44 protein-coding genes are annotated in these 23,483 nt (G+C 32.2%); all 44 read right to left on the bottom strand.

Features of this window, described 5'->3' with window-relative positions; all coding sequences use genetic code 11:
- Nucleotides 1-2 precede the first annotated feature (2 nt).
- Nucleotides 3-413: a DUF6751 family protein gene (locus tag ABDZ93_RS12475; RefSeq protein WP_343826736.1), complete on the bottom strand. Its 411-nt coding sequence runs from the start codon at nt 411-413 to the stop codon at nt 3-5.
- Between the two features lies 1 nt (nt 414).
- Entirely contained in the window at nt 415-708 is a 294-nt protein-coding gene (locus ABDZ93_RS12470; protein WP_343826735.1) for a hypothetical protein, read from the bottom strand.
- A gap of 42 nt (nt 709-750) precedes the next feature.
- Nucleotides 751-1,752: a N4-gp56 family major capsid protein gene (locus ABDZ93_RS12465; RefSeq protein ID WP_343826734.1), complete on the bottom strand. Its 1,002-nt coding sequence runs from the start codon at nt 1,750-1,752 to the stop codon at nt 751-753.
- A gap of 13 nt (nt 1,753-1,765) precedes the next feature.
- Nucleotides 1,766-2,428, bottom strand: a complete 663-nt coding sequence (locus tag ABDZ93_RS12460) for a DUF4355 domain-containing protein (protein ID WP_343826733.1) — start codon at nt 2,426-2,428, stop codon at nt 1,766-1,768.
- A gap of 245 nt (nt 2,429-2,673) precedes the next feature.
- On the bottom strand, nt 2,674-3,396 hold the full coding sequence (locus ABDZ93_RS12455) for a minor capsid protein (protein ID WP_343826732.1): 723 nt from the start codon (nt 3,394-3,396) through the stop codon (nt 2,674-2,676).
- On the bottom strand, nt 3,396-4,673 hold the full coding sequence (locus ABDZ93_RS12450) for a phage portal protein (RefSeq protein WP_343826731.1): 1,278 nt from the start codon (nt 4,671-4,673) through the stop codon (nt 3,396-3,398). The genes ABDZ93_RS12455 and ABDZ93_RS12450 overlap by 1 nt, the downstream gene beginning before the upstream one ends.
- A gap of 15 nt (nt 4,674-4,688) precedes the next feature.
- Nucleotides 4,689-6,425: a phage terminase large subunit family protein gene (locus tag ABDZ93_RS12445; RefSeq protein WP_343826730.1), complete on the bottom strand. Its 1,737-nt coding sequence runs from the start codon at nt 6,423-6,425 to the stop codon at nt 4,689-4,691.
- Between the two features lie 21 nt (nt 6,426-6,446).
- Nucleotides 6,447-6,707 (bottom strand): hypothetical protein, encoded by a 261-nt coding sequence (locus ABDZ93_RS12440; RefSeq protein ID WP_343826729.1) that lies wholly within the window; start codon nt 6,705-6,707, stop codon nt 6,447-6,449.
- 16 nt (nt 6,708-6,723) lie between these two features.
- On the bottom strand, nt 6,724-6,855 hold the full coding sequence (locus ABDZ93_RS12435) for a hypothetical protein (protein ID WP_343826728.1): 132 nt from the start codon (nt 6,853-6,855) through the stop codon (nt 6,724-6,726).
- Nucleotides 6,856-7,177: 322 nt separating this feature from the next.
- A complete protein-coding gene (locus ABDZ93_RS12430; protein WP_343826727.1) occupies nt 7,178-7,579 on the bottom strand; it encodes a helix-turn-helix domain-containing protein in 402 nt (133 codons plus the stop codon).
- A gap of 449 nt (nt 7,580-8,028) precedes the next feature.
- Nucleotides 8,029-8,166: a hypothetical protein gene (locus ABDZ93_RS12425; protein ID WP_343826726.1), complete on the bottom strand. Its 138-nt coding sequence runs from the start codon at nt 8,164-8,166 to the stop codon at nt 8,029-8,031.
- A 12-nt stretch (nt 8,167-8,178) separates the two neighbouring features.
- The gene (locus ABDZ93_RS12420) at nt 8,179-8,391 is read right to left on the bottom strand and encodes a hypothetical protein (protein ID WP_343826725.1); all 213 of its coding nucleotides are present in this window, start codon (nt 8,389-8,391) and stop codon (nt 8,179-8,181) included.
- A gap of 4 nt (nt 8,392-8,395) precedes the next feature.
- The gene (locus ABDZ93_RS12415; protein ID WP_343826724.1) at nt 8,396-8,683 is read right to left on the bottom strand and encodes a hypothetical protein; all 288 of its coding nucleotides are present in this window, start codon (nt 8,681-8,683) and stop codon (nt 8,396-8,398) included.
- 41 nt (nt 8,684-8,724) lie between these two features.
- A complete protein-coding gene (locus tag ABDZ93_RS12410; RefSeq protein WP_343826723.1) occupies nt 8,725-9,132 on the bottom strand; it encodes a sigma-70 RNA polymerase sigma factor region 4 domain-containing protein in 408 nt (135 codons plus the stop codon).
- Entirely contained in the window at nt 9,125-9,286 is a 162-nt protein-coding gene (locus tag ABDZ93_RS12405; protein ID WP_343826722.1) for a carboxypeptidase, read from the bottom strand. The genes ABDZ93_RS12410 and ABDZ93_RS12405 overlap by 8 nt, the downstream gene beginning before the upstream one ends.
- A 10-nt stretch (nt 9,287-9,296) precedes the next feature.
- Complete coding sequence (locus tag ABDZ93_RS12400; RefSeq protein WP_343826721.1) at nt 9,297-9,533, bottom strand: hypothetical protein; 237 nt, start codon at nt 9,531-9,533, stop codon at nt 9,297-9,299.
- The gene (locus tag ABDZ93_RS12395) at nt 9,526-10,212 is read right to left on the bottom strand and encodes an ERCC4 domain-containing protein (protein WP_343826720.1); all 687 of its coding nucleotides are present in this window, start codon (nt 10,210-10,212) and stop codon (nt 9,526-9,528) included. Before ABDZ93_RS12395 ends, ABDZ93_RS12400 begins: the two co-directional genes overlap by 8 nt.
- Before the next feature lie 77 nt (nt 10,213-10,289).
- Nucleotides 10,290-10,571, bottom strand: a complete 282-nt coding sequence (locus ABDZ93_RS12390) for a hypothetical protein (RefSeq protein WP_343826719.1) — start codon at nt 10,569-10,571, stop codon at nt 10,290-10,292.
- A gap of 44 nt (nt 10,572-10,615) precedes the next feature.
- The gene (locus tag ABDZ93_RS12385) at nt 10,616-10,852 is read right to left on the bottom strand and encodes a hypothetical protein (protein ID WP_343826717.1); all 237 of its coding nucleotides are present in this window, start codon (nt 10,850-10,852) and stop codon (nt 10,616-10,618) included.
- A 22-nt stretch (nt 10,853-10,874) separates the two neighbouring features.
- Nucleotides 10,875-11,129 carry a pyrophosphohydrolase domain-containing protein gene (locus ABDZ93_RS12380; RefSeq protein ID WP_343826716.1) on the bottom strand — a complete coding sequence of 85 codons (255 nt, stop codon included), beginning with the start codon at nt 11,127-11,129 and terminating at the stop codon, nt 10,875-10,877.
- A gap of 99 nt (nt 11,130-11,228) precedes the next feature.
- Entirely contained in the window at nt 11,229-11,690 is a 462-nt protein-coding gene (locus ABDZ93_RS12375) for a hypothetical protein (RefSeq protein WP_343826715.1), read from the bottom strand.
- A 155-nt stretch (nt 11,691-11,845) separates the two neighbouring features.
- Nucleotides 11,846-12,262, bottom strand: coding sequence for a single-stranded DNA-binding protein (locus ABDZ93_RS12370; protein WP_343826714.1), 417 nt, complete (start codon nt 12,260-12,262; stop codon nt 11,846-11,848).
- Entirely contained in the window at nt 12,252-12,404 is a 153-nt protein-coding gene (locus ABDZ93_RS12365) for a hypothetical protein (RefSeq protein WP_343826713.1), read from the bottom strand. The genes ABDZ93_RS12370 and ABDZ93_RS12365 overlap by 11 nt, the downstream gene beginning before the upstream one ends.
- Nucleotides 12,394-12,558, bottom strand: a complete 165-nt coding sequence (locus ABDZ93_RS12360; RefSeq protein WP_343826712.1) for a hypothetical protein — start codon at nt 12,556-12,558, stop codon at nt 12,394-12,396. The genes ABDZ93_RS12365 and ABDZ93_RS12360 overlap by 11 nt, the downstream gene beginning before the upstream one ends.
- 77 nt (nt 12,559-12,635) lie before the next feature.
- Entirely contained in the window at nt 12,636-13,331 is a 696-nt protein-coding gene (locus ABDZ93_RS12355) for a hypothetical protein (protein ID WP_343826711.1), read from the bottom strand.
- A 12-nt stretch (nt 13,332-13,343) separates the two neighbouring features.
- Nucleotides 13,344-13,670 carry a hypothetical protein gene (locus tag ABDZ93_RS12350; RefSeq protein ID WP_343826710.1) on the bottom strand — a complete coding sequence of 109 codons (327 nt, stop codon included), beginning with the start codon at nt 13,668-13,670 and terminating at the stop codon, nt 13,344-13,346.
- Nucleotides 13,671-13,681: 11 nt separating this feature from the next.
- Nucleotides 13,682-14,113: a hypothetical protein gene (locus tag ABDZ93_RS12345; RefSeq protein WP_343826709.1), complete on the bottom strand. Its 432-nt coding sequence runs from the start codon at nt 14,111-14,113 to the stop codon at nt 13,682-13,684.
- A 4-nt stretch (nt 14,114-14,117) separates the two neighbouring features.
- A complete protein-coding gene (locus ABDZ93_RS12340; protein ID WP_343826708.1) occupies nt 14,118-14,318 on the bottom strand; it encodes a hypothetical protein in 201 nt (66 codons plus the stop codon).
- 33 nt (nt 14,319-14,351) lie between these two features.
- Entirely contained in the window at nt 14,352-14,729 is a 378-nt protein-coding gene (locus ABDZ93_RS12335; RefSeq protein ID WP_343826706.1) for a hypothetical protein, read from the bottom strand.
- Between the two features lie 42 nt (nt 14,730-14,771).
- On the bottom strand, nt 14,772-14,924 hold the full coding sequence (locus ABDZ93_RS12330) for a DUF6906 family protein (protein ID WP_343826705.1): 153 nt from the start codon (nt 14,922-14,924) through the stop codon (nt 14,772-14,774).
- Nucleotides 14,925-14,935: 11 nt separating this feature from the next.
- Complete coding sequence (locus tag ABDZ93_RS12325; protein WP_343826704.1) at nt 14,936-15,628, bottom strand: ATP-binding protein; 693 nt, start codon at nt 15,626-15,628, stop codon at nt 14,936-14,938.
- Nucleotides 15,612-16,499, bottom strand: a complete 888-nt coding sequence (locus ABDZ93_RS12320; RefSeq protein ID WP_343826702.1) for a phage replisome organizer N-terminal domain-containing protein — start codon at nt 16,497-16,499, stop codon at nt 15,612-15,614. The genes ABDZ93_RS12325 and ABDZ93_RS12320 overlap by 17 nt, the downstream gene beginning before the upstream one ends.
- Entirely contained in the window at nt 16,499-16,768 is a 270-nt protein-coding gene (locus tag ABDZ93_RS12315) for a hypothetical protein (protein WP_343826701.1), read from the bottom strand. Before ABDZ93_RS12315 ends, ABDZ93_RS12320 begins: the two co-directional genes overlap by 1 nt.
- Nucleotides 16,761-16,940: a hypothetical protein gene (locus tag ABDZ93_RS12310; protein WP_343826700.1), complete on the bottom strand. Its 180-nt coding sequence runs from the start codon at nt 16,938-16,940 to the stop codon at nt 16,761-16,763. The genes ABDZ93_RS12315 and ABDZ93_RS12310 overlap by 8 nt, the downstream gene beginning before the upstream one ends.
- A complete protein-coding gene (locus ABDZ93_RS12305) occupies nt 16,931-17,701 on the bottom strand; it encodes an MBL fold metallo-hydrolase (RefSeq protein ID WP_343826699.1) in 771 nt (256 codons plus the stop codon). Before ABDZ93_RS12305 ends, ABDZ93_RS12310 begins: the two co-directional genes overlap by 10 nt.
- Entirely contained in the window at nt 17,661-18,653 is a 993-nt protein-coding gene (locus tag ABDZ93_RS12300) for a DUF1351 domain-containing protein (RefSeq protein WP_343826698.1), read from the bottom strand. The genes ABDZ93_RS12305 and ABDZ93_RS12300 overlap by 41 nt, the downstream gene beginning before the upstream one ends.
- A gap of 12 nt (nt 18,654-18,665) precedes the next feature.
- Nucleotides 18,666-19,589, bottom strand: coding sequence for a Gabija anti-defense Gad2 family protein (locus ABDZ93_RS12295; protein ID WP_343826697.1), 924 nt, complete (start codon nt 19,587-19,589; stop codon nt 18,666-18,668).
- Between the two features lie 12 nt (nt 19,590-19,601).
- Nucleotides 19,602-20,318 (bottom strand): phage recombination protein Bet, encoded by a 717-nt coding sequence (gene bet / locus ABDZ93_RS12290; RefSeq protein ID WP_343826696.1) that lies wholly within the window; start codon nt 20,316-20,318, stop codon nt 19,602-19,604.
- Nucleotides 20,319-20,321: 3 nt separating this feature from the next.
- Nucleotides 20,322-21,197 (bottom strand): hypothetical protein, encoded by an 876-nt coding sequence (locus ABDZ93_RS12285; protein ID WP_343826695.1) that lies wholly within the window; start codon nt 21,195-21,197, stop codon nt 20,322-20,324.
- A gap of 15 nt (nt 21,198-21,212) precedes the next feature.
- A complete protein-coding gene (locus ABDZ93_RS12280; protein ID WP_343826694.1) occupies nt 21,213-21,524 on the bottom strand; it encodes a hypothetical protein in 312 nt (103 codons plus the stop codon).
- A gap of 132 nt (nt 21,525-21,656) precedes the next feature.
- Nucleotides 21,657-21,806, bottom strand: a complete 150-nt coding sequence (locus tag ABDZ93_RS12275) for a hypothetical protein (RefSeq protein WP_343826693.1) — start codon at nt 21,804-21,806, stop codon at nt 21,657-21,659.
- Nucleotides 21,796-22,305, bottom strand: coding sequence for a hypothetical protein (locus tag ABDZ93_RS12270; RefSeq protein WP_343826692.1), 510 nt, complete (start codon nt 22,303-22,305; stop codon nt 21,796-21,798). The genes ABDZ93_RS12275 and ABDZ93_RS12270 overlap by 11 nt, the downstream gene beginning before the upstream one ends.
- Nucleotides 22,306-22,417: 112 nt before the next feature.
- A complete protein-coding gene (locus ABDZ93_RS12265; protein ID WP_343826691.1) occupies nt 22,418-22,660 on the bottom strand; it encodes an AbrB/MazE/SpoVT family DNA-binding domain-containing protein in 243 nt (80 codons plus the stop codon).
- The gene (locus tag ABDZ93_RS12260; RefSeq protein ID WP_343826689.1) at nt 22,661-23,383 is read right to left on the bottom strand and encodes a Rha family transcriptional regulator; all 723 of its coding nucleotides are present in this window, start codon (nt 23,381-23,383) and stop codon (nt 22,661-22,663) included.
- Between the last annotated feature and the right edge of the window lie 100 nt (nt 23,384-23,483).

Here is a 23,483-nt window from a genome sequence, read left to right as displayed (position 1 = left end):
AATTACACCCCCTCAACTTCTATATGGTTCGGTAGTGTGTCATTAACAGATTTAATGTCTATTACATTATCAAAAGTGTCCTCGAGGTCAGATAGCCTGTAGGGTGATATTCCTGTTACTTCAAAGGATACATCCCCTTTAACTATCTTGTCACCACTAGCAAATGTGAAATAGTTCGGTCTTTCTGCATCAGATAACTTTTTAAATCTCTTAGGATTAACATAATTTTCTAGCTTATCTATAAAAATCTTTGTGCTATCTGCTAAGAGTAAGCCATTGTTGTTTATAGTGGAGTTTCTTTTACCTTGCCAATCAACATCTTTAATAACAGTTCTTTGGTATCTGTCGTAGCCTAAATTGTTGTCATAGTATCTATTGTAGATAGTAATATCTGTATTTGGGAATAAAACCATATTACCACCCCACTATATAGGGTCTAGGCAATAAAGCTTTTACACCACCAGTTATAGTAAATACTTCAACCTCATCACCAAAACTATAGGACCTATCCCCTTCACTTACTGTCTTTATACCTGGTATTCTTTTAGCGCTATCTAATTTAATAGTGTCCTCAATAATTTTCTTTATAGCTAGTGGAAATTTACCCTTAATATATTCATCTGTCCACTCAGTTTTACTCTGAACATTAAGATAATACCTAATAGAGTTAATAGCCGCGGTTTCCATCTCTATGTCTGTAAAGGTCATATAATCCCTCCTTTATAAAAGAAAAGGGGAAATTACTCCCCTCTATTTCTTAAGTTTTGCTATTACGACTTTAGATGTATCACTTAAAGCCGCTACATAATGCTTATCTACGGAAATATCTGTTTTTCTAGCTAAAGATACTCTATCAACTTCTAAGTTTGTATCTCTTTTTAAGTAAACAGTAATTGCAGCAGTTTCGTCCTCGGTTTCGTTATCTTGGTTTAATTTTACTATTGGGTTGAAATATGCTGCAGTAGATTTTAATAATACGAAATCTCCTACTTTTGCATTTGGTAAGCTTGGTAATACAGCAGAAAGTAATACTTCGGATGAAGTTGGAGAACCACTTGCAATTATTTCTAATGCACTAGCAGTCCCGCTCTCTGTTGGAGAATACCAAGTTGCAAATTCCTTAACTTTTCTTGATGGAACTATTCTAGTATTTGCGATCATACCTATTTCGCCGGTCATTACAACATTACCTGGATATTTATCAGCACTAATAAAGTTAGAATCATCTCTTAACTTAGTTACTTGTTTAGGGTTAACAAACATAACCTTATCTGTGTTCATTTCTTCGTTAAATACGTCTATTGCATTAACTATATTGGCATAGGATATACCTGTAGAAGTATTCTCAAAGAATAATTGTGCATTATACAAAGCATCCATAGAATCGCTATCAACCTTACTAGCTATAGACTTTGCAAGTTGCATATTAGTTTGTCCTACAGGATCACCATATCCGCTTACAATTGCTTCATCTGTTAATTCAACCGCCTTCATAATTTTTTTAACAGTTACTTGTGTAGTACTTGCAGTTAATTTTACAGTTTCAGCCGCAACACCTTCTGCAACGTCAACCGCATCACCAATATAAGCATATTGAGGAATCGTAATAGTATCGCCTGGTTGACCTACTAAAGTATTGTCTATTCTTGCGAATGGTGCTACCACTATTTTATTAGGTATTTTAGCGTCAATCATATCCGCCATTACCTCAGGATTTATTAAATCTTCTAATTTTGTTGTTAAACTTGACATTTTACATCTCTCCTTATTTGTTTAATTCTTCATATAAATTAGGGTTTTCATTTTTTAAAGCAACCCTTTCTCTATAAGACATTTTGTTAAAATCTTCTTTTTTAATTGTAGTTGGAGAATTATCTCCCTTAGGAGGTACATACTCCCCACCTTTTAACTTTTCTTGTACTAGGCTATCCACTGTAGACTTAAACATATTTTCAAACTTACCTATGTTCTCATTAATAACTTCTTCATTGTCACTAATGATGAAATTCACTAACTCGCTAGGTAGCTTTTTCTCGTTTAGAGTCTTAGTGTACTTCGCCATTAATTCGGCTTTTGTCTTTTCTTTTTCCATAGACTCGAGTTTTTTTTCTAACTCCAAAAGTCTTATTTGTTCAGGGGTTTTACCCTCGTTTTCCTTGTCTTTTATTGCCTTTTCTAAATAAGTAGGCATTTTATTGGTCTTAAAGGACTCTACTCCCTTAGAAACTGCTGAATCTAAAGTCGATTGATGATATCCTTTTATAGTTTCGTTGTTAGCTAACATAGTTTTAAAGTCCTCTAATGTAATGCTATTAACATCAAAGTCCTTAGCTAAAGACTTTATTTCTTCATGTTCTTTTAGTATGTCGATTACTTCTGCTTCATCTTCCATACTTTCTAATAATTTTATTAAATCTATCTTTTTCAAATTTATCTCTCCTTTTACCCCTTAAAGTAGTTACCCCTTAAAGTGCATATTTTTGCATTAAAAAAAGCCTTAATTTTAAGACTTATAAAACATTTGTTTCTTTTTTCCCTCTATTAATTAAATCTCGATTTTTCTTTTAAACATACAGTAACATTTACCGAATAAATTTATTTGTATCCACGACTCCGCATATCTAGTTCCGTTCTCTTCGTATTTAGTAATGTAATGATGCATATTTACTCCCCCTATTTTATTATTTCATAGAAACACCTACAAAAAGCATGTTGAGGTAATTCTATTTTTTCATCAATATCAAATGGTTTTCCATCATTTGGTGAACATTTAGGACAAGTTTTACTGTCTAAAATTGCATTATATCTAACTTTCTCAACCCCTACTTCTTTACAGAACCTATCAAAGGCACTAGAAGAACATCTACTAACTTCCGTAGTTACTAACCTTTCAGCGTTGTCCTTACTAGCTTTAAATCCCTTTTGTATATTAGTTTTTATATCATTAACGCCTATTTTGCCATCTAGGAACTTCTTAACTTGACTCTGTAGGTACTTAGAAACTTCTTGTTCATTATCCCAAACCCTCGTTGAGAAGTGTTTTCCTTTAAAATTAGCTTCAATAATCTTTCTAACATCTTTTAAACCTTTATTGTAGCTATAAAAATTAAAGGTTTTTCCTGTGATGCTAGTTAGAATATTTAATATAGTTTCTTCTTGTAATGTTGCTTGTCCTTTAGTTGCCTTTTTAATCATCTTAGTAAGCCTTAGGAGTTCTTTGTTTCTCTGTCCTATACTAAGTGCCATCACACCTTCTAAAACTGTGTAGGTAAGCATTATCAATGCTATTTCTTGAAGTAATTCCTTTTCATTTTCCTTTTGCTTATCATAGACTCGCTTCATTTCTTCGTCAGCTTCATCATATAGACTTGCTATAAACTTTTCTTCTTTAGTCATTAAATATCACCTTCAAAGCCTATGTTGTCTGTAGGAACTCCTGTTAATTCTTCAACTTTTTTTATTTCTTCTAGTTTCTTTTGATATAAAACCTTGCCGTTTTGAGTAAATGAGAATAAATTCAATCCATCATCAGCCGGCATCCAATCTTTAATATAAGATAGCATTTGAGCCGTAGCCATATCGTCAGAAGGTACATTCATAGTGAAGTTAATCTTTATATCTCTATAGTTATAATTCTTGTCATAAGCTAAATTAAGGTATTTAAATAGTATTTTAAGTCTATTTCTTATACCATCCCTAAGACATTTCTGTTCTAAGGTGATTTTGTTTCTTAAGTTTATAATTCTACTTAATATTGCCACCCCGCTAAGATTACTTTGCATATTCTCATTAGAGTTAATGGATTGAGATATTTGATATATTTTATCTTCTAATACATCTACTAACCTATTTACATAATCAGCATTAGCGTTTTTAGTAAGGAATCCAGCATCAGCGTTCTCGCCTTCTAACTCGATAATTCTTTTATCTTTCATAGTGTCAGCGAAATCTTTATCAACAGTTACATTTTTAGTAAAAAAATAACTATCTCTAAAATCATTGTCATTATTAAGCCAGTTAGAAATTGCCTTTTCAAATCCATCTTGTAGACTTTTTATGTCATTAAAAACAGTTTCGAACTCTTCTTCATCTAACATTACAATACTTACTGGTACACCTAAATACGTTGTAGTGGCTTGACTTACCTCAGCAAAATCTTCATTAAAGTGGTAAATTATATCATCACAATATACATCCATAAATAAAGTATCATCCAAATCCTTTTTATAGAAATAGATAAACATTTCAGCTTCATTTTCATTGTTAACATAAGCAATAGAATTTAATGGTGTAGTTACTTTGAATCTAATTTCATCATTATAGATGTAGCCTAATTCGTAAGCCTTACCGAAAATAAGCATATTCTTATATAGCAAACTATCAAGACTAGATTTTTGTATTTGAACATTATACTCTATATCATCTATGCACGCTTCATCTTCATTTCTATGTGTATAAGTAACAGGACTACCAACTCCATAGGCTACGTGTTCAGTAATAAATTTCTTAACATAGTTAGTTTTAATCACGTCATTACTTCTACCATCAATATTTTGATATACACTTTCTGTGTCTGTTTTACCTATGTAGTAGTCGTACATCTTTTGATATAATGATAGGTCGCTAGTATATTTATCTTTTAATTTTCTTGCTACTTCTAAGTCAAATTTCATGTTCTCACCTTCTTTCTATATTCCTAATACTTTTCTATCTAATAGTCTTATAACTCCACGTGTTTTAATTTCTTTGAGTCCATCATTTAACTCAGCTAACATGTCCGCAAAGTCATCATGTACGGAGTATTGTTGCCCTTGAAACTCTTTTAATTGTTCTACAGCTTCATTAGTATCTTCACACTCACTATTAATAATTATTTGTCCGTTATTAACAGGATCTATAATAGTAGATATTTTTTCATCCTTGTTTTTCTTTTGCATTTTATTAATCCATTCAAAAGTTCTACCCCTTAAGCGTGGGTCATTTGCAATTAATTCTTTCATTTTTAACACATCCGACCCGTTGAAGGTATTCTTTTCAACCGAAATATGAGTTATGTCTTTCCAATCTGCAAGTAAATCCACCGCAGTTTTGCAATACTCATTAAAACTTAGCTTTTTCATAACTAAATCTCTTACATAAGTAAAGTCATTATCAGCTTTAGAGCCGACACCCATTGCAGTATAGTCAGATTTTTTATTCGTAGTTGATGCTGGGTCAATACAAAGCATGGTTTTTATGAATTTGTGGTTTTCAATTTCTTCACTAGGTTTAGTTATTACGGATTTAAACCACTTTTCACCTATAGAAGTCGCATCATTCATTAACTCACTCATAAAACTTCTTCTATTTTCCCAATATGGAATCGCAAGGTCATTAAAACAGTCCCACTTTTCTTCCCATAATATAGGGAACTTCATTTTATATATATTATCTCTATAGAACTTTTCAGCAGTAGGTTTTCTTTCTTCCTTTTTTAGCTTGTCATCAAAATAAATCCTCTTACATTGCAACCATAAGTCACTCTCAAAAATATCATCAACAGTTTGTCCTTCTTCAAGGATAATTGCCCTTTTCAATGTAGTAAAATAGTCATTATTCCTAGATAACTTAGACATTAGGCAATCTATGTGTAATACTGTGCCGATTGCTATTACTTTGGTAGCTGATTTAATCTTTTTACCTTGTCTATAAACCGCTTTATCCCCTACCTGTTCTATTTCTTTAGTCCATTTATTATATTGTTTTTCCCTTGCATCATCAGTAAGGATATTTTTTTCATCTTGGAAGTCATCACCGATAAATACAGTCGGTCTTATTCCTCCCCAGTTAGCACCTCTGACAGAAGTACCACTACCTACAGTACGAATATAAGTGTTATTAGTAAGTTCCAACTCATTAGCATTAGACTTAAATTTCTTATTATCTATAAGCCTACCGAAACACTTATTTATTTTCTTATTCTCTCCTAGTACTTTCTTGATTGAGTCCAGGAATTGTACGGAGTCTGTATCTGTTTTAGCACCTATTAAGGTAAAAGTAGAATTTTTATAACAATGTAGCCATATACTAATCGCAAGGTCAAATATTGTTGTCTTTGCAAACCCTCTAGGGCATATAATGTTTAATTTATCATGTATGTCATTAACGAAAACGTCGTTAGCTATCTCCCATAGTTCATAATGGCTCTCAGATAGTTCCCTAGCCACGTTACTGTCTTTAACAACGAATATATCGGACATAAAATAAAGACAGAAGAAAGCTATATCTTTAGCCCCTAGTGCCTTTGCTAGTTTATCTATATCATTTTTATTAGCAGTTATTAGCTTTAACGCCTTATCTTCTCCGTAGTATTTAGATAGGTACTTATTTAGTATATAAACCTCGTACTCTATCTCTGTAAATTCTCTATTATCGTAATATACCAAATAATCACCTTCTTTTATTGCTTATTTATATTGGTAGTACGAAGGTTCTCTGTACCATTTTGCATTTTCACCATTGATTAGCGAATAGTATGGTATTTTTTCTTCTTCTCCTACCGAATCAAAATATTTAGAACATGCTTGGTAGGTATATTCCATAGATAATGGATTATATTCTACCCCAAGAACTATCAAATCTTTAAATAATATTAATAATTCTTCTGTCTGTTTCTCTACTTGTCTTCTGCTTATTTTAATTAAGCCTTTTCTATTTAATAAACTCATAAGTACCTCCTTATAATTACTTGTTCAGCTCTTCACCATATATTAATTTAAATAATATTGCTATTAACCCCTTATATTCATAGTGAAACCCATTAGTTTCTATACTAAAACCACTTAATGATATTAGGATTAAGATTATATAAATCACTTTTATACCTCCAGGTTTGAAAAATGGTGAGAAATTTTGTAGACCTAGTGGACAGGGTATACAGTAATTGGAATTTAGAAGGTATGGGGGTTATATAATCTTGCATATACTCATTCAATATAATTAATTATAAGTTACCAATACTATATTGTTTATCAATAATTATTTATCTTATAACAATCACCATTCAATATAACAATTATTATGTTGAATGCTTTTTATTATAATAATTATACTGACAATGTCGTGAAATAATTGTTTGACGACATCGCAATCAACACCCTTAATACCACTTAAACCCTTGATATCACTAGCATACAACCTATACTACATCCTTCTCCAAGTCCGCTATCATGCTATCTATGTCCTCAACCTTCTCTTTGTCCTCATCCTCGCTAACATCTGCAACCCTTGTCGTAGCCTTGCCTAGAGCCCTATCAATCATGTATTCACAAGCACTACGACGCTCCTTCTCTGTCTTGCCTGTAGTTGCTATCTTGTGCATTTCCTCGAGGTAATACTCTAATCTACCAGTTATTTTCTTATCGGCATTAGTTTTAATTTCAAGTTTACGCCTTTCAAGCTCAGCCTTAAAATCTTTATCACCTAACCAATTGTAAATAGCAGTCCTACTTACATTACATAGTTTGGCTATTTCACTAGTGTTCTTACCCTCTAATATATATTTAATTGCATCTAAATGGTTATCAGTTAGTATTAACATAACTACTATTCACCTCACTTTTCATGTTTACACATTTATTACTAAATTCAACTCTAAATTCAAGTTGATATTAAAATCTAATTTATAACCCCTATAAACCCAAAATAAAAAAGGACTGTAGACGGAGTAACTTAGTACTCGTTAATATCTACAACCCTTATATCGTCTTACCCAAACCCATTACGATACTTGCTAGACTCCCAATCTCTAGCACCACACTGAAGCCTGTAGGCAAGGACTTACTCACTTGTTTATTGCTAATAGCAATCTTCTTAACTCACTTTATGGCTACCTACCGAAACATAAAGGTCATAATCAATAGGGGTAAATGGGGAAAATAAAAAAGCTGGATATAATATACCCAACCTTCTATGATACTAATATAACACATAAAAAATCAACTGTAAACGACACGAACTCGCCAGTTTAACGCCATTTATACGCCACTTTTAACTCTCATCAAATACTAACCAACAATCCTTACATTTATAAAGCGTTGATTTTGGATTTTCTTCTCTTTTGAAAGTGTTTGTACTGCCACATTTTGGGCACTTAATTTCTTCTATTATTTTATCATTTTTATTCATTTAAGTTACTCCCTACCTCCCTATCTTCTTAATCAAATCCCAAATACTAAAGCTAGTCTTATGATAAACCTTATTATAAATAGCTCTCTTTGGCTCAAATATCAATCCTGTGCCCTTCTTCCCATATAAAGGATTAATTGTACTCTTAACCTTTCTCTTAAGCTTGGCGGTCGTTCTAGCCTTGATTGATTTCTTTAGGCTTGGTGTTCTTAATCCTAACTTCATAATCTTACCTCTCTAAATTGATAATTTTATACTTTTTATTTTCTTCAATAACACCATCAAACCACTTTTTAATATTTTCTTCTAGTAACATCTTAACTTCATTGTCTTTTAAGCTTTGGTTATAATAAAGAGGTATATTGAATAAACTTAAATTGTTTTTATCTATCTTCTCTTCACATTTACAAACTTCATATTCTTTAACTAATACTGATACTGTATTAGAGTTTGCATATAATTCTATTGCCCCATGGTGGAAATCTATTGCATCTTTAAGTTGTTCTATATAATTCATTTTACCATCTCCTTATTTTAAGAGAAAGACTAGGTTTTACCCTAGCCTAAATTCTTCTCTATTCTCTGTACTGTCCTCTCGCCTATACCTAAAATATCAGCAGTTTCAGCTTGTGTCTTATGCTTAACCCTCCTAAGAAACTTCACTTTCTGATAATTATTAGTAAGTAATGCTAAGTATTCATTAATATCAACCTCTGTTTTCCTAATCGCAAGTGCATTTTCACTAAGTTCTAGCAAATTTACAAGTCTTTCTCTTTCAGCTGAGTAATCCTCTATATGAAACTCTTTATTTCCACCTTTGATAGTATCGTAATCATTGTAGCTTGTACCTTTTCCATATCCTTTGGGCATAAAAGCTTTTTTATATAGCCTATCTAAGTCATCTATTTGCCTTTTGGTCTGCTTGATAATGGACTCTAATTCCTTTATTTTATCTATGTTATTCATTGGCTACCTCCTTCGTACTACATGGGTCAACTTCGGCAAGTAATTCTCCATCTAAAGACCAATACTGTGTTAAATATCTAATCGGTGTTTCTTTTCCATCTCCTCTTTTAGCGAGTGTAGTTTTTATAACTTGAATTATTTCAGCATTACCCATTTTTTACCTCCTACAATCTATATTTTTCTTTCAGTTTTATACATTCTTGTATGACAATGCTTAAATTTTCACTTTGGTTAGTACTTTGATTTATAAAATCATCTAGCATCTTATAAGCACTATCACATTTGCTCTTATATTCCTCTCTATGGCGTTTTACATCTTCATCAAAGGCGTTAGGTCTACTAGAATATTTACTATCTACAGAGCCACATTTAGGGACTTTATCTATCCTGTGTCTATTCATTTTCTACCTCCTCGATAAACCCCTTATTCTTAAGAATATCTCTCACACCATATCTCAAAGTGTGATATATTTCGCTTCCCATAGCTGACTTGTCTGTAGGTCTTATCATTGTCTTAAAATCACGTTCTAAAGCCTTAATTCTTGCATATAGAGTTTTAGGTTCATACTGTGCCCTATACTTCTTATTTCTTATGTTATAGTCAAAATTCTTATCTTCCATCAATATGAAAAACTGAACTTCATGCCTATTCATATTTGAAAACTCAAATTTAAGCCTGTTGTAGTCTGTTTTTAGTACCTTCTCTAAATACTCCTTACCTAGCAAATCTATTATTTCTTGATTAATACTGTTAATGGCATCTACTTTATTTTTTAGATTCATGGCTAATTCATCTATACAGAACTTTCTTTCGATAACTATATCATTAGTGAAGTATATATCTCTCTGTTGCCCTTCAAAGCTACCATTCGGCAGATAGCAACTATAATCCCCGTATTCAAGCTTTTGCACCTTATAGGGTTTTTTCTTCTTATCTAGCCACTCTATGATATGAATATTTGCATTTTCTCTACTGTCAACAATGGTAATCATTTTATCTAGTATTTCTTTAAGTTCTTTATCTGTGAATTTATACATCATCTTCTCACCTTCAATTTTACTCAATTTTATTGTATTCAATTTGTTAGGATGTAGGGATTACCTACACCCTCAGTTGTTGCATTTTATGCAACTAGTTAATTTCTTTGAATTGCGAATTATTTTAATAATTTAGCCAGTTCACAATCTTTTTTATGCCCATTTATATTTGCACTACCACAAATAGGACAAAACTTATATATCGCTCCACCAATCATGCCACTATTTTGTACAAATTGTAATTTTTCAAGCATATCACGATATTTTAGAGTGGTCTCTATAAGGTCTTTTTCATAAGCAGGACACTCTTCATTCTTAAAATTTTCACATTTCCTACAACCAAAGCTTGATTTTTGTTCAATGCATTTTTGAGTTTTTAATAATTGCTCTTTATCTAACACCTTAATACCTTCCTTCGTATAACCTACAATTATTGAATTTTGTATTATTCACTATCAAGCAAAACAATATTGGTAAGAGTTACTTTTCTTACATTTTTATTTTTTTCTATATCATTTTGTATTGATTTAATGGCTTCGCCAGTCCTTATCTTTTCATTACTTTCAAATGTTGTATTACCAGTTGCTGAACCATACTCATTTTGACATTGAAAACTAACAAAATAATAATACTTAATTTTAATCACTCCTTCACATTTTCTACAAATTGTGGTCTTTTCCAAATTAGAAATAACCAAATATAAACTATTCTTTAACTCTAGGTCTTAATTTAATTTTCTCTAAATGCTTACCATATTGACTCATAACATATTCAGCATCTAACCCCATCTTTTGTAATGCTCCTAATCCACTCTGTCCCACATCGAAGAACTCCTCTACTGCATTAGTCACATCACCTTTGATTACTGCCTGTACAAACTCGTCAACCTCTTCGTAAAACTTGTTAATCTGCTCTTGTTGTGTAACGCCTTCTAGGCTAATATTTTTAAATCCTATCATCTATTTCACTCTCCGATACATAATTCTTTAAATCTCGGTAATGTTTCTATCCATTTGTAAAACGAACGCCACTCTGGTAACCTGTGATTTTTCCTTTGCTTATAAACTGTTTTTTAACTGCCTATAATTCGTTGTTAGCCTTGCAGTTAGTTGAAATCCACTAGGATTGCTATAGAGTAATTTTAAGTAGTCCTCCTTATCCTGTGTAGTATTGTATCTGTCTTTTAACTCATCCATGATATCTATTATCCTTGTATCGACATACTCGTTATATTGCTTTCTAAGGTCAAATTTTGCTATCCTATGCATGGTTGATTGAGAAGATACAAAATCTATGAAATTATATCTTTCTAACTCCACCCAAGCCTTATTTGAAAATGTTAGGTCAAACGAAACTAGTATTCCATTTAAGAAATTATCATGTCCAGTACCTACTTCCGTTGTACCTAGTTTTTGGCATAACCCATTATTAATATTAAGTGTTTCAATGTCTGTCGACATTGGATAAGATGCCGCTTTTAAACTTTCTTTCATATCATAGATTTTTACATTACTAATCATTCTCTTGCCCCATTTCTGTATAATACTGCTACAAACAATATGTCGAAAACTACAATTCCCATTATTATTTTTAATAGCATTTGCATTACCTCCAAAGGGGAATTTAATCCCCTGCTATTACTTGATATTTTTGATTATGGAGAATATCTAACTCCTTAATTAAAAGGCATATCAGAGTTATCTACTTCTGATGCTCCGAAATAATCTCCTGGCACATCTACACTTTGAGTATTGTTAGAGTTATTATTTTTACTATCTAAGAACTCAACACCATTAAACATATCCGCTACAACCTCTGTAATAAATCTTTTACTTCCGTCCTTAGCATCATATGACCTAGTTTTTATCTTTCCAGTTACTCGAACTTTACTACCTTTACGGGTGTAATTCGCTACTGCTTCACCTTGTTTTCCCCATACCACTATAGGTATAAAGTCTGTAGTTTTTTTATCTCCAAAACCATCATCTACCGCTATAGTGAATCTAGCCACCGCAGTTCCCTTACCTTGTGTAAATGCTAGTTCACAATCCTTGATTAATCTTCCTATTCCTATCCAAATATTAGTACTCATTGCTTTCATTCTCCTTCTCTAATCTTTTTATAACTTTTAGCATAACAACGCCTATCTCAGATATTTCATCCTCATTCATCCATTGCGACAATTCTCTTATAGTCACTAGTAATTGTCTTACTTTTGCTGGATTACAAGCCATTCGAAACACTCTCCAAACCTTCTAAAATTCTTACTTCTTTTTCTTCCTTAAGCCATCTCTTATATAGTCTTTCGCATCTTGAACCACATCCATAAGGATAAAATAAATCACACAAATCTCTTCTGACATCCTCGCTTTTAGCTGGGCAATCCATATCTCTACTTCCTTTCCTAATTGACTCTCAAATAATAATGAAGAGTCGTAACTATTGTGTTTTTAATGGTTATTCCCCTAAACTATAAACTTTTTCTTTCCATCATTGTTTAATTCGTAGACCCTAATTCCTTTTTCTTTTGCCATTTCTATGAGTTGTATTGAACTTAATTCGCCTGTGTAGTAATTATCTACAAAATCTAAAAACTCACTGTCTAAAATCTCTTTGCTTAAATTTTCAAAAACTTTAGATGAAAACTTATTTCCCAATGGTTTATGATACGGATTTTTCTTTGTAGCATAACCAGCATAAGCCTTATATCTTGCTAATTCCTCTGGATAATCTGTATTTAATTCATCTCTGTAGTAAGAAATCATCTTGCATAAAGTACTAGTAGATACTCCATATTTCTCACCGAATGCCCCTAGACTTCCTTCCTCCACAACTTCCCTCATTACAAATCTAACTCTTTCAATGCCTTTGTATTTATCCTTAATTTCTTTCCACTTTTCTCCACCTAAATGTCTAATCTTCTTTGTGTTTCTTCCTCTCGCCATATAGGCGTGTTCCTTAAATTCTTTGTAGGTCTGCGGATATGCAACCTTTAACTTCTCAGCGTGATAATTTATGGCTGATGATACATTCGCATGTTCAGTTCCGTATTTCCTTGCTATGGCTTCATAAGTGCCATATTCGATATACTCCTCCGCTAAAAACTTAGCTAACTCTATTTTTTTATACTTCTTTTTTAACTCCTTCCAAGTAATTGACATTTCTCTATCCTCCTAAAATTTATCTTGCAAGTGTAGATATAATCTTTTAGCGGTTTCTTGCCTAATAGTTTTATTCACATCTTCCAACTTACAATTAACCTCTTTTATTTCATATCCACACATAGCTATATTCTGAGATAATGTTCCTAAGGCTTTCTCATTAAATTGTGCCATTTCTTCTAAATTTGCATTTATTCTCTGTGCCTGTCCTTCTATATGCACCTCATTCGCTCTAATTTGCTCCTCTAAGCGATTTAATTTGTTGTTTAGAGTATTTATACTCATTATAAGCAAAGTTGCTTGTAAACCCAATAAGACTAAAATTAATACTAAATCCATTTTTATTCCTCCTAATCTTCTAAATACCATTTGCCTTCTTTGATAACTTGTTTAAATTCTTCATTACTCAATATCCAAGGCAATACACTTATTAAGTTGTGAAGCTCCATATAATTCCCTTCTTTTAGTGTTTGATAATCCTCTAAAGTTACATTATCGTTAGAAGTTATTTCATCATCTAAGCCAGAGTCTATTAATTCATGTTCAACCCTACATTTTTTATTACTATTTAAAACTTCTTCAAAAGTAACAGGATTTCTTGCAAGCTCCCATTCTGACGCTAAGTTAATATTACCCTCTAACTGCTTCTTGCTGTAAGTCGTTTCTATCAACTTAAGAAATCCTAGTTCACTTGAGCCTATTACATGTCTGTCATTTTTAAATTTCAGTTCGTTATTTTCTTCTAGCATTTTTATAACTTCCCACAATTTATATTTTTTCATCTTCCTACCTCCTACACTCTCTAACTTGTATATATCCACAATCAATATCACACTTGTTGAAGCAAGTCTTATAATGCTTTCTTTGTACCAAAAAGTAACTTCCTTCATCTGCTATTACTGTGCCTTTGGCTCTTTCTTCTCTATTTGTATCTTCTTTAGTTGTAAAGATGTATTTGTGGCTAACCTTGATTTCACTGGATTTCATGGCTTTTACCTCCCTGTTTACTTAGATTGTAAATTACCTTTTGACTTTGACTATTTCTTCACTAATTACTTTGTAGAATGTTGGTTTATAATTATATTTCTCTTGCCAATTATAAAATACTTCATTCAATTGTTTCTCTAACTCAATTAAATAATCTGATGGTATATAGTCTAAATAATCCTCTGCAACTTCTCCTACTTCATCGTACATAGTATCTTGTATATGCTCTATAACTTGGTCTACATCTATTCCATAGTTAAAAACTTCTTCTACAATTCCTATTCTAAAAGTTTCTTCATTGTACTCTATCGCCTCAGAATTAGCCTCTTTAATCGCTTCCTCTTTTGAGTCGAATACTCCACCTCTCCATATATCGCTATTTTCACTTATTGTATATGTCCATTTATCCATTTTCTTACCTTCCTCTCCTTCACTCTTTCTACAAATTACTCCCTATTTCTTTACTGGAAACAACATTTTAGTAACCACATTGTAAAATATATATTCAAAGTCCGTTTCTCGCTCGAATAAGAAGTCTTGTGGGTTGTATCCCTTATCTGCTAAGAACTCCTTATGTTTTCTTTGTAGCTTTTTAGGATGCTTCAATTTATTTCCCCCTATCTCAATCTATAATTATTACCTTGTCCCTTAATCTCAACTACGTACCCTTTGCACATCTCATAAATTCTACTTCCTATGGCTTCATCAAAATCTAACAACTTCGGCTGGTCGCATTCTGTACTGATTATCATTGGTAGGCAATTTAGGTATCTGTAATTTACTAATTCAAACATTATATTTACATCCGATTCTGTTATTTTACCTTTGAGTAGATCATCTATAAGCAGTACTTCTGCCTTTTGGTACTTGTTTAAAATTCTTTTGTAATATTCTTCATCTATCATATTTTGCTTAAGGCTGGTTATTATATCTCTGTAAGGCATATAAACCACTGCAACCTCTTTTTTCTTTAGTAGGTTATTAGCTAATGCAAGACTTAAATGTGTTTTCCCACAGCCACTTTTACCACTTAACAATATTGAGTTATGTCTTTCTTTTTTGATATTGTTAAATTGCAGATAATAGCTAGTGGTTTTATCCTTCATGTTTTTAACGTCTGTGTTCCACGCTTCAAAATTAGTAAATGACTTGTCTATATCATTTACGCTAATGCCACTCTGTTCCCATATCCTTTGAACCTTCGCCATCTGCTGACACTTGCAAGGCTTGTACATATCATATCCTTTATCGTCTTTAGATACTGTAAATCCTGTATCGTTGCAAATCTCACATTTAATCGAACTCTCCATTTTCCTCTGCTCGTCGGAGTTCTTCTCTTGTTGGTGCTCCTGGTGCATGAATGTCGGCTTGTCTTTTAACTCCTTGATAGTCTGTAGTATTCTCTTTATTGGATCCGCTGTAGTTTCCATAACTGCACTCCTTTAGTTCAAATATTCCCTTCCATGAGTTCATAATGCTTTGTTCTAAGATTGCTATTCTTATACCAGGACTATCATCATTTAGAGATAGCTTGTCTAGTTTACCTAACATCAACTTAAGAGCATTACTAGTCATTGATGACCTAATAGCCTTTCGCATTTTTATAAACTCGTAAATTGTATTCCTTAATTGCAAATCATCCGTATAAGATTCTATAAGCAAATCAAACTCAGATTTCTTTTTTTCTTTTTTTATATTATTCTTATCTTCTTCTCTTTCTCTTTCTTCTTCTCTTTCTTTATCTGTTGCGTTACTCTCCGTTACTGTAGCGTTACATGTAGCGTTACTAGGTAGAAACTTCTGTTTTTCTCTGCATTTTGCCACTCTTCTGCGTGTTTGTTCTCTTATTTTTTCAAGTCCTTCTACATTTTGGTGTTCTTCCCAGCCGGTAATGAATAATGTTTCTTCACTTTGCATTATCATGTTTAATCTACTTAATGCCCCTAGTGCCAAATGTATAGTGCTTATCTCAAAATCAAACTCAGCCGCTAATATTTCCGGTGTATAAGGGATATTTTCAGTTAGAAATATATATCCATTGCTATTACATTTACCGGCCTTAGCTAGTAGCATTACCCATATTAAAATAATGTTGTTACCTTCGGGAAGTGTCCGTAAATACTTGATTTTTGAGTTATCAAACATATCCGTATTTATCCTAATCCACTTAACATCTGCCATCACTTCTCACCTTCCGACCAATTTGTATCTTCTAGCACGTCCAAGACTTGTTGACAATGACTATGAAATCCACAATTTTCACAATCATTATTACAAGTGTCTTTGTGCCAATCCCTCATGATATTAAATATCTGTTGTCTTTTCTTGTTATAAGCTTTCGTATTACCTACACTGGTATTACATGAGTTACACTTATTACTGCGATATGCGAACTCTCTAAGGCTTTTCTCCTTGCCACATACATTGCATATCTTAGTAGTCTTAATCAATTATCTCGACCTCCTCGAAGGTGAATATCTCTACTTCAAAATCTCGAGAATGTGCTTGATGTTTTAACCTGTAGTAAGTGCCTGGCTTCAACTCCGGACTATAAAAAGCTTTTTTACCGATAACTTTTAGCCACTTTTCACCAGTTCTGATTATTTTTTTATTTACTTCCATTCCAAAACAACTCCCTTCTCTGCGATATTTGTTGTCTTTCCTGTAAGTTCTTCTATCTCTCTCTTGAATAGGTCTTTATCTCCGTTTCTCTCACTGACATGAAGTAAAGTAATATCTTTGCTATTGCTTAAATCCCATGTTTTCAAGGTTTCTTTTAAGTTTTCTAAAGACATATGGCTCCTAACAACTCTTTCTAAACCTTGCTTATCTTCTGCATTTAATAAAATATCCTCGGCATAGTTACACTCAATTAGAATATGATCTATATCATTAAACTTATATTTGATTTTATATGTGTCAGTAGTGAATAATATCTTTCCTACACTTGGATGAAATATTAAATATCCAACACAAGGGCAATAATCTCCATTAGGTTCACTATGATAATTTTTAAAGGGCATTACTTTAAAATCTCCGACATTGTTAATAGATTTAGTTTCTAATGCATTTATTCTTTCTACATTCCCTCCTAAAGAGGTTTTTATATGGTTGGGGGTATAAACACTAACCCCTAATGGTAGTCCTTTATAGTAAACCTTTGAGTGGTCTTTATGATGGTGCGTTATTAAACAATAAATATTATCATAGGGTTCTTTTTCTATCTCTTTTTTTATATTTTTCCAAGCCACTCCACATTCTAGGAGAAGGACATCTTGCCCAACTCTTAGAACATAACAATTTCCCTTACTGCTGCTACCTAATACACTTAAGGTAGCCATCTTATAGTGCCTTTTGACTAATAACTTTGTAATTATAGTCATTAGATTTTAAGAAATTACTTAATATCATTAGTTTTTCCTTCTTTCCTGTAACTTCAAAATTAATTGTTATTTGTGAATGTTTTTGAGGTTCTTCTTGCAATTCTACTTGTGGAGTTTCTGGAATTTCTATAGGGTCAATTGCTTTATTTTCAAATTCTTGAATAGTTTTAAGTTTCGCTTTTTCCTCTTGTATTATTCTCTCTTTTTCTTGTCTTATCTTTTCCTCTTCTTTTCTTCTTTGCTCTTGGATTGCTCTTTCTTCTGCTGCTTTCTCTGTTCTTCTTACTAATTCAGCAGCTCTATTAATTTCACTAACTACTTGTGCTACGTTGTAACCTCTATCTATATACTTGTAAAAATCCTCTGCTTTTAACTTAGTGTTAATAGTTGCATTAGCACCTTCTACAGTAGCAATGATAGTAGCTTTTAATATCTGTGCTTGTGCTTTTTCTTGGTCTTGCTGGTCTTTTAAAGCCTTTGCCCTAACCTCTATATCTTCTCTGACACCTTTCAAGGTAACTGTTAAATTTGTGTAGCTATCTAGTACATTTAATTGACTAGAAAACTTCTCTTCCAGCTCATATCCTTTTATAGTTTTTGCAATAATGTTTTCAGCATATTTCATTTTTTCGTTTCTAACCTTGTCATTAAATACTTTTATACCTTCTTTGATAGGCTTTTCAACTTCATCTATTAGTGCTATTAGTTCCTTGCATTGGCCTTCGAAAGCTTTAATAGGAACTTCCATGTCCTTCTTAACTTGCTTTCTGTAGTCATCTATCTTCTTTTTAGATGCACTCAAATCCCTCTGTGTAGCCTTGCAATCCTTTAATCCTTCCGCTGTTACCACTATACCTTTATACTTGTCCATAGTTGCCTGTAGTGAAGTTTTAACCTCTTCAAAATTCATTGTTATTACTGGTAGTTGTTTGTCTAATATTATCTCTTTCACTCTTAATTCCCCCTAAAAAATTTTATCTATTATAGTTGCTACATAAGAATTGTTAACTTCAAAATTAGGATCATCTTCTTTTTTCTTTTGAAGTGCATCAATTAACATTGCAAAGAATGTACTATCAACTCCCACTAACTGGTCTTCCAATACTGATATATCTTTCAAATTCAATTCATTAAGTTGCATACACATTTTAAGGTATTGACCAGCATTTATTGTCCACCCTCTGTTAATAAATTTTCTAGTTCTTATAATTGAACATAATGGATATTTACTTCCTACATATAGCAATTCTTTATTTATTATTGATTCCAAGGCTTCTTGTTTGAGAGTTACTTTTCTATCCCAACTAGTCCAGTAATTAGTACAATGTACAAAATCATAATTTTCATGGAGCTTATCAGCTTCACCATAAAATCTAATTACAAGTTGAATTTTGCCACTTAATGATATTGCATTAGAGGTCAAAAATTTAGGCTGATATTTAGGTTCTTCTTTTAATTCTTTCTCAATATCTGTATCTGGTTCGATATTAGTCTGCATATCATCTATTGATTCATCATCTTCATATTCTCCAGCAATACCAACACTACTGATAAATATTTTTATTCTTGGTTCTTTATCTAAATTCTGCAATGCAATTTCAAATGAAGTCCATTCATTACCTATTTTGATTTTTATTTCAGCTTTCTTTGATTTCTTGCTATCATTAAATTTATCAACAAAGTACTTTGCAACCTCATAACAAGTTTTAAAATCCTTGAAGTACATATCATAATCATGAGGTACTTCACCTTGTAGTAAACTCACTAATGCCCCACCTGTTATTATGGTTCCATTCTTAACTAATTCTTTAACCTTCTCGTCATCTATAGTGCTTATAAAATCATCAAATATCCTACATAATTGTGCATTTATATGTTTTTTATTCATTATTAAATCCTCCTAAAAATCTATCTTTTCATTTTCTACTATCTCGGCATCTATCGGTTCTTCATCAAAAGGCATATTTAAAGTTTCCTTAGGTTCTTCTTGTATTTCTTGCTTAATCTCTTCTATGGTGCTTTTAATATTTTCTTCTCTTATAGGCTGCATTTCATCCTCGTCATACAATCCGCTTAGTTGAGTTGGGAAGGCTTCACGTAAGGCTTGTACTATTGCAACTTTTCTTATCATAGTAAGTGGCATTGACTTCCAAGTACTCTGACCTTTGTTATACTCCTCTAGACTCACCATGGCTTTAACAGGATATTTTTTATCTTTAACGTAGACTTCACACCATCCACCAATTAATGTGTCTTTAGGTAACTTGAATGAACCTTCTTGTTCTACTATTTGACCTTCTCTTAGAAGTATCACACCAGCCTTAAACCCTTCATAGTTCTTGTCCTCTTCTGCCCTTCTCATAAATGCACCCTTGCCTACTAATTGTTGCGCCGCTTGACTTCCGAATTTTACAAGATATGCTTCATTATTGAATGGATCTAACTTATTATGGCTACACCACATCATGAAATTAACTGCTTCACTCGGTGTAATATCTCCGTTTCCTCTAGTTATGAATTGCTTAACGATATTTTGAGTTAGCTTGATTTCATTTCCACCAACTTCATATACTATTTCTTTCTCTTCTTTTTTAGCTATTGCTTTGTTATCTGCCATATCCTACGCCCTCCAACATTCTTCATATTTTAGATATTCTTCCTCTGTTAGTTCTTTCTCTATCCTTTGAACTGCTCTGCCATAGCTATTACCATATTTAGTATTACAAAATACAAATGAACCATCTGGTATTACTTTATTCCCTCTACTTCTAAAGAAATAAATTTTCCTATTTAATCCATGTTCAATACCATATAAAACATATTTCTTTTTAGGTTCTTGAAGTTTGAATCTATTTTGATGTGTTATTACAAAACCAGCATTCATTCTTGATATACATGATCCATCCTTAAAGTATCTAATACGCAATCCTTCATTTACTAAGTCAATTTTTGCATCAAATTCAAGACCTTTGGTACTTATATAAACATCACCTGGCATAATCCTTGCAATAACCTCTTGGAAGGTAAATTCTGTAGGTTCTTCAACTATTTCAAAATGTGTAATACAAACACCATTAAGTTCATCAATTTCATTTTTATTTATACTTGATATCGTTTTAACTTTAATAAAATTTTTATTTATTATTTCTGTAACTAACCCTATAAATTTATTTTTTTTATTTGCACAAGGATAATAATTATCTATTGCTCTAATCCTATCTCCTACTTTAAATTTCATTTTCTTACTCTCCCATTTTATTATTTTGTAACCCTCTTTTTCATAGAATTTTTTATCACAAAACATTAACCTGTTTTCATCAATTTTATAATCATAGCAAGTATCTTTTTTATACCAATCAAACATAGTCTTTTTTTCTGTGGAACTACTCCATTCCATACCTCTCTCATAACACTCTTTTATGAACTCTCTAGCCTTCTCCTCAGTATCACACCATACTGCCACTTTTTCATTTCTAAATTCGCTCCAATTAAACATCCTTATTTCCTCCTATTATTTGAATTTATAGTGCTTTATTTCTTCTGTTTCATAATCAAAGTTTTTAGAATTAACTCGTCCATTTTTGTAAATCTTTCTAAGAGTGTCTAGGACACCTCTAAGCCTTTTTATATTTTTTTCATCAAAATACATTTCATCAAAATAAGTTGGTTCTTTGCTATTTACCCATCCTTTTTCATGAAATAGGAATTGTATTCTTTTAACATGGGCAGAGATATTAATAAATACATCATGTTCCGTTTCTAGGTTTATTAATGTAGCCACCTCGCTTATGTCAGCTATTACCTTTGCTATATCTTTATTCATTCATCTATCCTCCTTATGGTTTCTCTTGTCCTCGTGTCGTAAATCTCGCCATTGTCAATTCCTACTTTCGGTGATAAAATTAAGTCAAGTATATTTTCTTTTGGGTGCAAGGCTATTCCCGTAGCTAAGCACCTATTTACTTTTGTACCCTGGACGTCTTTTCTTGTGCATTGCATCTTTTCTCCCATAGTTACTTTGTCTTTCGTAGATATACACATCTGCTTCATTCTTTTCAACCTTCTTTTTAGTTGGTTTTGCAATTCCTAAATCCCTACATGCCATGCTCACAAATTGGCTTTTGTTTAATCTCACTTCCATAGCTTGTCCTCTCTTTCAAAGTTTCAAATTCTTCTATAATGGGTTTAAAATACTTTTCCTCAGCTTCCTTACGTGCTTGGATTGCATCTTCTATTTTGCTGAAATACCCCAAAAATTTGCCTTTGCCTCTAAGAATTATATATGCTCTATATTTTCCTCGTGATTCTTCCCACGAAACACCTTTGTAACCACTCGTATTGTGCTTAGGTAGTGTCGTGTTCAAATTTCTTATTTTTGTACCCTTGAATCTGTCGTTATTACCAGACGTGTTTGAAGTTTCCGTTTTCAAACACCCACAACTCCGAGTATTTCCCTGTACAAGATGAGTTGACACAATATTTACAATATTTCCACATTTACATTTACATTCCCATATATAGTTTCCTTTTCCGGTCTTACCAATTGCCTTTATTACTATCAACCTTCCAAATTTCTGCCCTGTTAAATCTTTTAATTTAAACATAGCTTGTCCTCCTAATAAAGCTTATCTGCTATTAGATAAAGTGCTCCGAATATTGCCCATGTTGCTAAAGTGCCTTTGATATAATCTATTATCTTTTCTCGCTTAGACATTTCTATAACTTTCCTATTTTCTTAATACAGCTTGGACAAATATTCTTTCTATTAAAGTTCTTTATGTCTTTACCCTCGCCGCAGAAGATACAAGTAGGCTCATATTTCTTTAATATAACCTGGTTACCATCCACATATATTTCTAATGGGTCACCTTCTTCTATGCATAAACTTCTCCTTAATTCTTTTGGTATTACAATTCTTCCTAAATCATCAACACGTCTTACTATTCCTATCGCTTTCATTTATATTACTTCCTTTCTAAAACACATTTGATTATTAGTTTCTTGTACTTCTCTTAGTAATCCACCTTGTAGACTTAAGTTGCCAATGTAATTAATAGCCTTGTCTACATCTTTCCTTAAAATGTTATGGTATGCAGTTACATTAAAATAATCTTTTATACTTCTCCATACAAAGCTATAAACTCTACGCCTTAATGCCTTGTTTAGATAAGATGCGCTTTCACTTCCACAACATAACTTTCTTACTGTTAAATCTACTGCTAACTTAACATTACAAGCTTGTCCATGGTTTATAGTCATGGTGTTTTCTAAGTTATCTACTCTTACAACAACTCCCTCAATCTTTTGGTCTTGCTCTTCTAAAATTTGAAGTTGTAACTTTAACTGTTCTTTTGGAGATAATACTTTTTGAGTTTCTTCCTCAATGTACTCTTTTATTTCTTCAAACCTATCCATATATCTGTCTGTAAATAAGTTTCCTTTAGTTCCTGTGGTTTTATTTGCTAGGAATTCACACCCTCTTTTAGTTATTAGAAACTCTCTATTTGATTTACCGCTATTGTCTTTGTAGGTATCTTCTGTCCAATATTTACTAAACGCAATTTTGCTTTCAGTAAAATCTTTGTTTATGCCATCTATTTTTCTCAATAAATCTGAATGTTGTTTTAACTCCATCATTTCGGCTACTTCTCTACTACTTAATTTATTTTCTAATTTATTCATTATTTATTCCTCCTATTCATCTTTATTTTTGGATGGTATCTTATCTGCATACTCTCTTATTGTGTTATAATATTCTTATCAGCTATAAAACTGAAATACA

Source organism: Clostridium subterminale (genome assembly GCF_039521425.1).
In the GTDB taxonomy this organism is placed as follows: domain Bacteria; phylum Bacillota; class Clostridia; order Clostridiales; family Clostridiaceae; genus Clostridium_J; species Clostridium_J subterminale.
The sequence above is the reverse complement of the archived record's forward strand: the minus strand, read 5'-3'. Positions and strand labels throughout refer to the sequence as shown.

Bases quoted from the DNA above. Each gene is read 5' to 3' on its own strand.
- ABDZ93_RS12410 (WP_343826723.1), bottom strand. From the start codon at position 9,132: ATGAATAACATAGATAAAATAAAGGAATTAGAGTCCATTATCAAGCAG.
- ABDZ93_RS12365 (WP_343826713.1), bottom strand. From the start codon at position 12,404: ATGGCTTGTAATCCAGCAAAAGTAAGACAATTACTAGTGACTATAAGA.
- ABDZ93_RS12345 (WP_343826709.1), bottom strand. From the start codon at position 14,113: ATGAAAAAATATAAATTGTGGGAAGTTATAAAAATGCTAGAAGAAAAT.
- ABDZ93_RS12355 (WP_343826711.1), bottom strand. From the start codon at position 13,331: ATGTCAATTACTTGGAAGGAGTTAAAAAAGAAGTATAAAAAAATAGAG.
- ABDZ93_RS12420 (WP_343826725.1), bottom strand. From the start codon at position 8,391: ATGAAGTTAGGATTAAGAACACCAAGCCTAAAGAAATCAATCAAGGCT.
- ABDZ93_RS12310 (WP_343826700.1), bottom strand. From the start codon at position 16,940: ATGGAAGTAAATAAAAAAATAATCAGAACTGGTGAAAAGTGGCTAAAA.
- ABDZ93_RS12430 (WP_343826727.1), bottom strand. From the start codon at position 7,579: ATGTTAATACTAACTGATAACCATTTAGATGCAATTAAATATATATTA.
- ABDZ93_RS12375 (WP_343826715.1), bottom strand. From the start codon at position 11,690: ATGATTAGTAATGTAAAAATCTATGATATGAAAGAAAGTTTAAAAGCG.
- ABDZ93_RS12465 (WP_343826734.1), bottom strand. From the start codon at position 1,752: ATGTCAAGTTTAACAACAAAATTAGAAGATTTAATAAATCCTGAGGTA.
- ABDZ93_RS12455 (WP_343826732.1), bottom strand. From the start codon at position 3,396: ATGACTAAAGAAGAAAAGTTTATAGCAAGTCTATATGATGAAGCTGAC.
- ABDZ93_RS12335 (WP_343826706.1), bottom strand. From the start codon at position 14,729: ATGGATAAATGGACATATACAATAAGTGAAAATAGCGATATATGGAGA.
- bet (WP_343826696.1), bottom strand. From the start codon at position 20,318: ATGGCAGATAACAAAGCAATAGCTAAAAAAGAAGAGAAAGAAATAGTA.
- ABDZ93_RS12340 (WP_343826708.1), bottom strand. From the start codon at position 14,318: ATGAAATCCAGTGAAATCAAGGTTAGCCACAAATACATCTTTACAACT.
- ABDZ93_RS12360 (WP_343826712.1), bottom strand. From the start codon at position 12,558: ATGGATTGCCCAGCTAAAAGCGAGGATGTCAGAAGAGATTTGTGTGAT.
- ABDZ93_RS12285 (WP_343826695.1), bottom strand. From the start codon at position 21,197: ATGTTTAATTGGAGCGAATTTAGAAATGAAAAAGTGGCAGTATGGTGT.
- ABDZ93_RS12440 (WP_343826729.1), bottom strand. From the start codon at position 6,707: ATGAGTTTATTAAATAGAAAAGGCTTAATTAAAATAAGCAGAAGACAA.
- ABDZ93_RS12325 (WP_343826704.1), bottom strand. From the start codon at position 15,628: ATGGAGAGTTCGATTAAATGTGAGATTTGCAACGATACAGGATTTACA.
- ABDZ93_RS12305 (WP_343826699.1), bottom strand. From the start codon at position 17,701: ATGACTATAATTACAAAGTTATTAGTCAAAAGGCACTATAAGATGGCT.
- ABDZ93_RS12425 (WP_343826726.1), bottom strand. From the start codon at position 8,166: ATGAATAAAAATGATAAAATAATAGAAGAAATTAAGTGCCCAAAATGT.
- ABDZ93_RS12405 (WP_343826722.1), bottom strand. From the start codon at position 9,286: ATGGGTAATGCTGAAATAATTCAAGTTATAAAAACTACACTCGCTAAA.
- ABDZ93_RS12380 (WP_343826716.1), bottom strand. From the start codon at position 11,129: ATGATAGGATTTAAAAATATTAGCCTAGAAGGCGTTACACAACAAGAG.
- ABDZ93_RS12370 (WP_343826714.1), bottom strand. From the start codon at position 12,262: ATGAGTACTAATATTTGGATAGGAATAGGAAGATTAATCAAGGATTGT.
- ABDZ93_RS12450 (WP_343826731.1), bottom strand. From the start codon at position 4,673: ATGAAATTTGACTTAGAAGTAGCAAGAAAATTAAAAGATAAATATACT.
- ABDZ93_RS12295 (WP_343826697.1), bottom strand. From the start codon at position 19,589: ATGAATAAAAAACATATAAATGCACAATTATGTAGGATATTTGATGAT.
- ABDZ93_RS12470 (WP_343826735.1), bottom strand. From the start codon at position 708: ATGACCTTTACAGACATAGAGATGGAAACCGCGGCTATTAACTCTATT.
- ABDZ93_RS12270 (WP_343826692.1), bottom strand. From the start codon at position 22,305: ATGTTTAAATTAAAAGATTTAACAGGGCAGAAATTTGGAAGGTTGATA.
- ABDZ93_RS12320 (WP_343826702.1), bottom strand. From the start codon at position 16,499: ATGGCAGATGTTAAGTGGATTAGGATAAATACGGATATGTTTGATAAC.
- ABDZ93_RS12280 (WP_343826694.1), bottom strand. From the start codon at position 21,524: ATGAATAAAGATATAGCAAAGGTAATAGCTGACATAAGCGAGGTGGCT.
- ABDZ93_RS12400 (WP_343826721.1), bottom strand. From the start codon at position 9,533: ATGAATAGACACAGGATAGATAAAGTCCCTAAATGTGGCTCTGTAGAT.
- ABDZ93_RS12415 (WP_343826724.1), bottom strand. From the start codon at position 8,683: ATGAATTATATAGAACAACTTAAAGATGCAATAGATTTCCACCATGGG.
- ABDZ93_RS12475 (WP_343826736.1), bottom strand. From the start codon at position 413: ATGGTTTTATTCCCAAATACAGATATTACTATCTACAATAGATACTAT.
- ABDZ93_RS12260 (WP_343826689.1), bottom strand. From the start codon at position 23,383: ATGAATAAATTAGAAAATAAATTAAGTAGTAGAGAAGTAGCCGAAATG.
- ABDZ93_RS12350 (WP_343826710.1), bottom strand. From the start codon at position 13,670: ATGGATTTAGTATTAATTTTAGTCTTATTGGGTTTACAAGCAACTTTG.
- ABDZ93_RS12275 (WP_343826693.1), bottom strand. From the start codon at position 21,806: ATGGCATGTAGGGATTTAGGAATTGCAAAACCAACTAAAAAGAAGGTT.
- ABDZ93_RS12265 (WP_343826691.1), bottom strand. From the start codon at position 22,660: ATGAAAGCGATAGGAATAGTAAGACGTGTTGATGATTTAGGAAGAATT.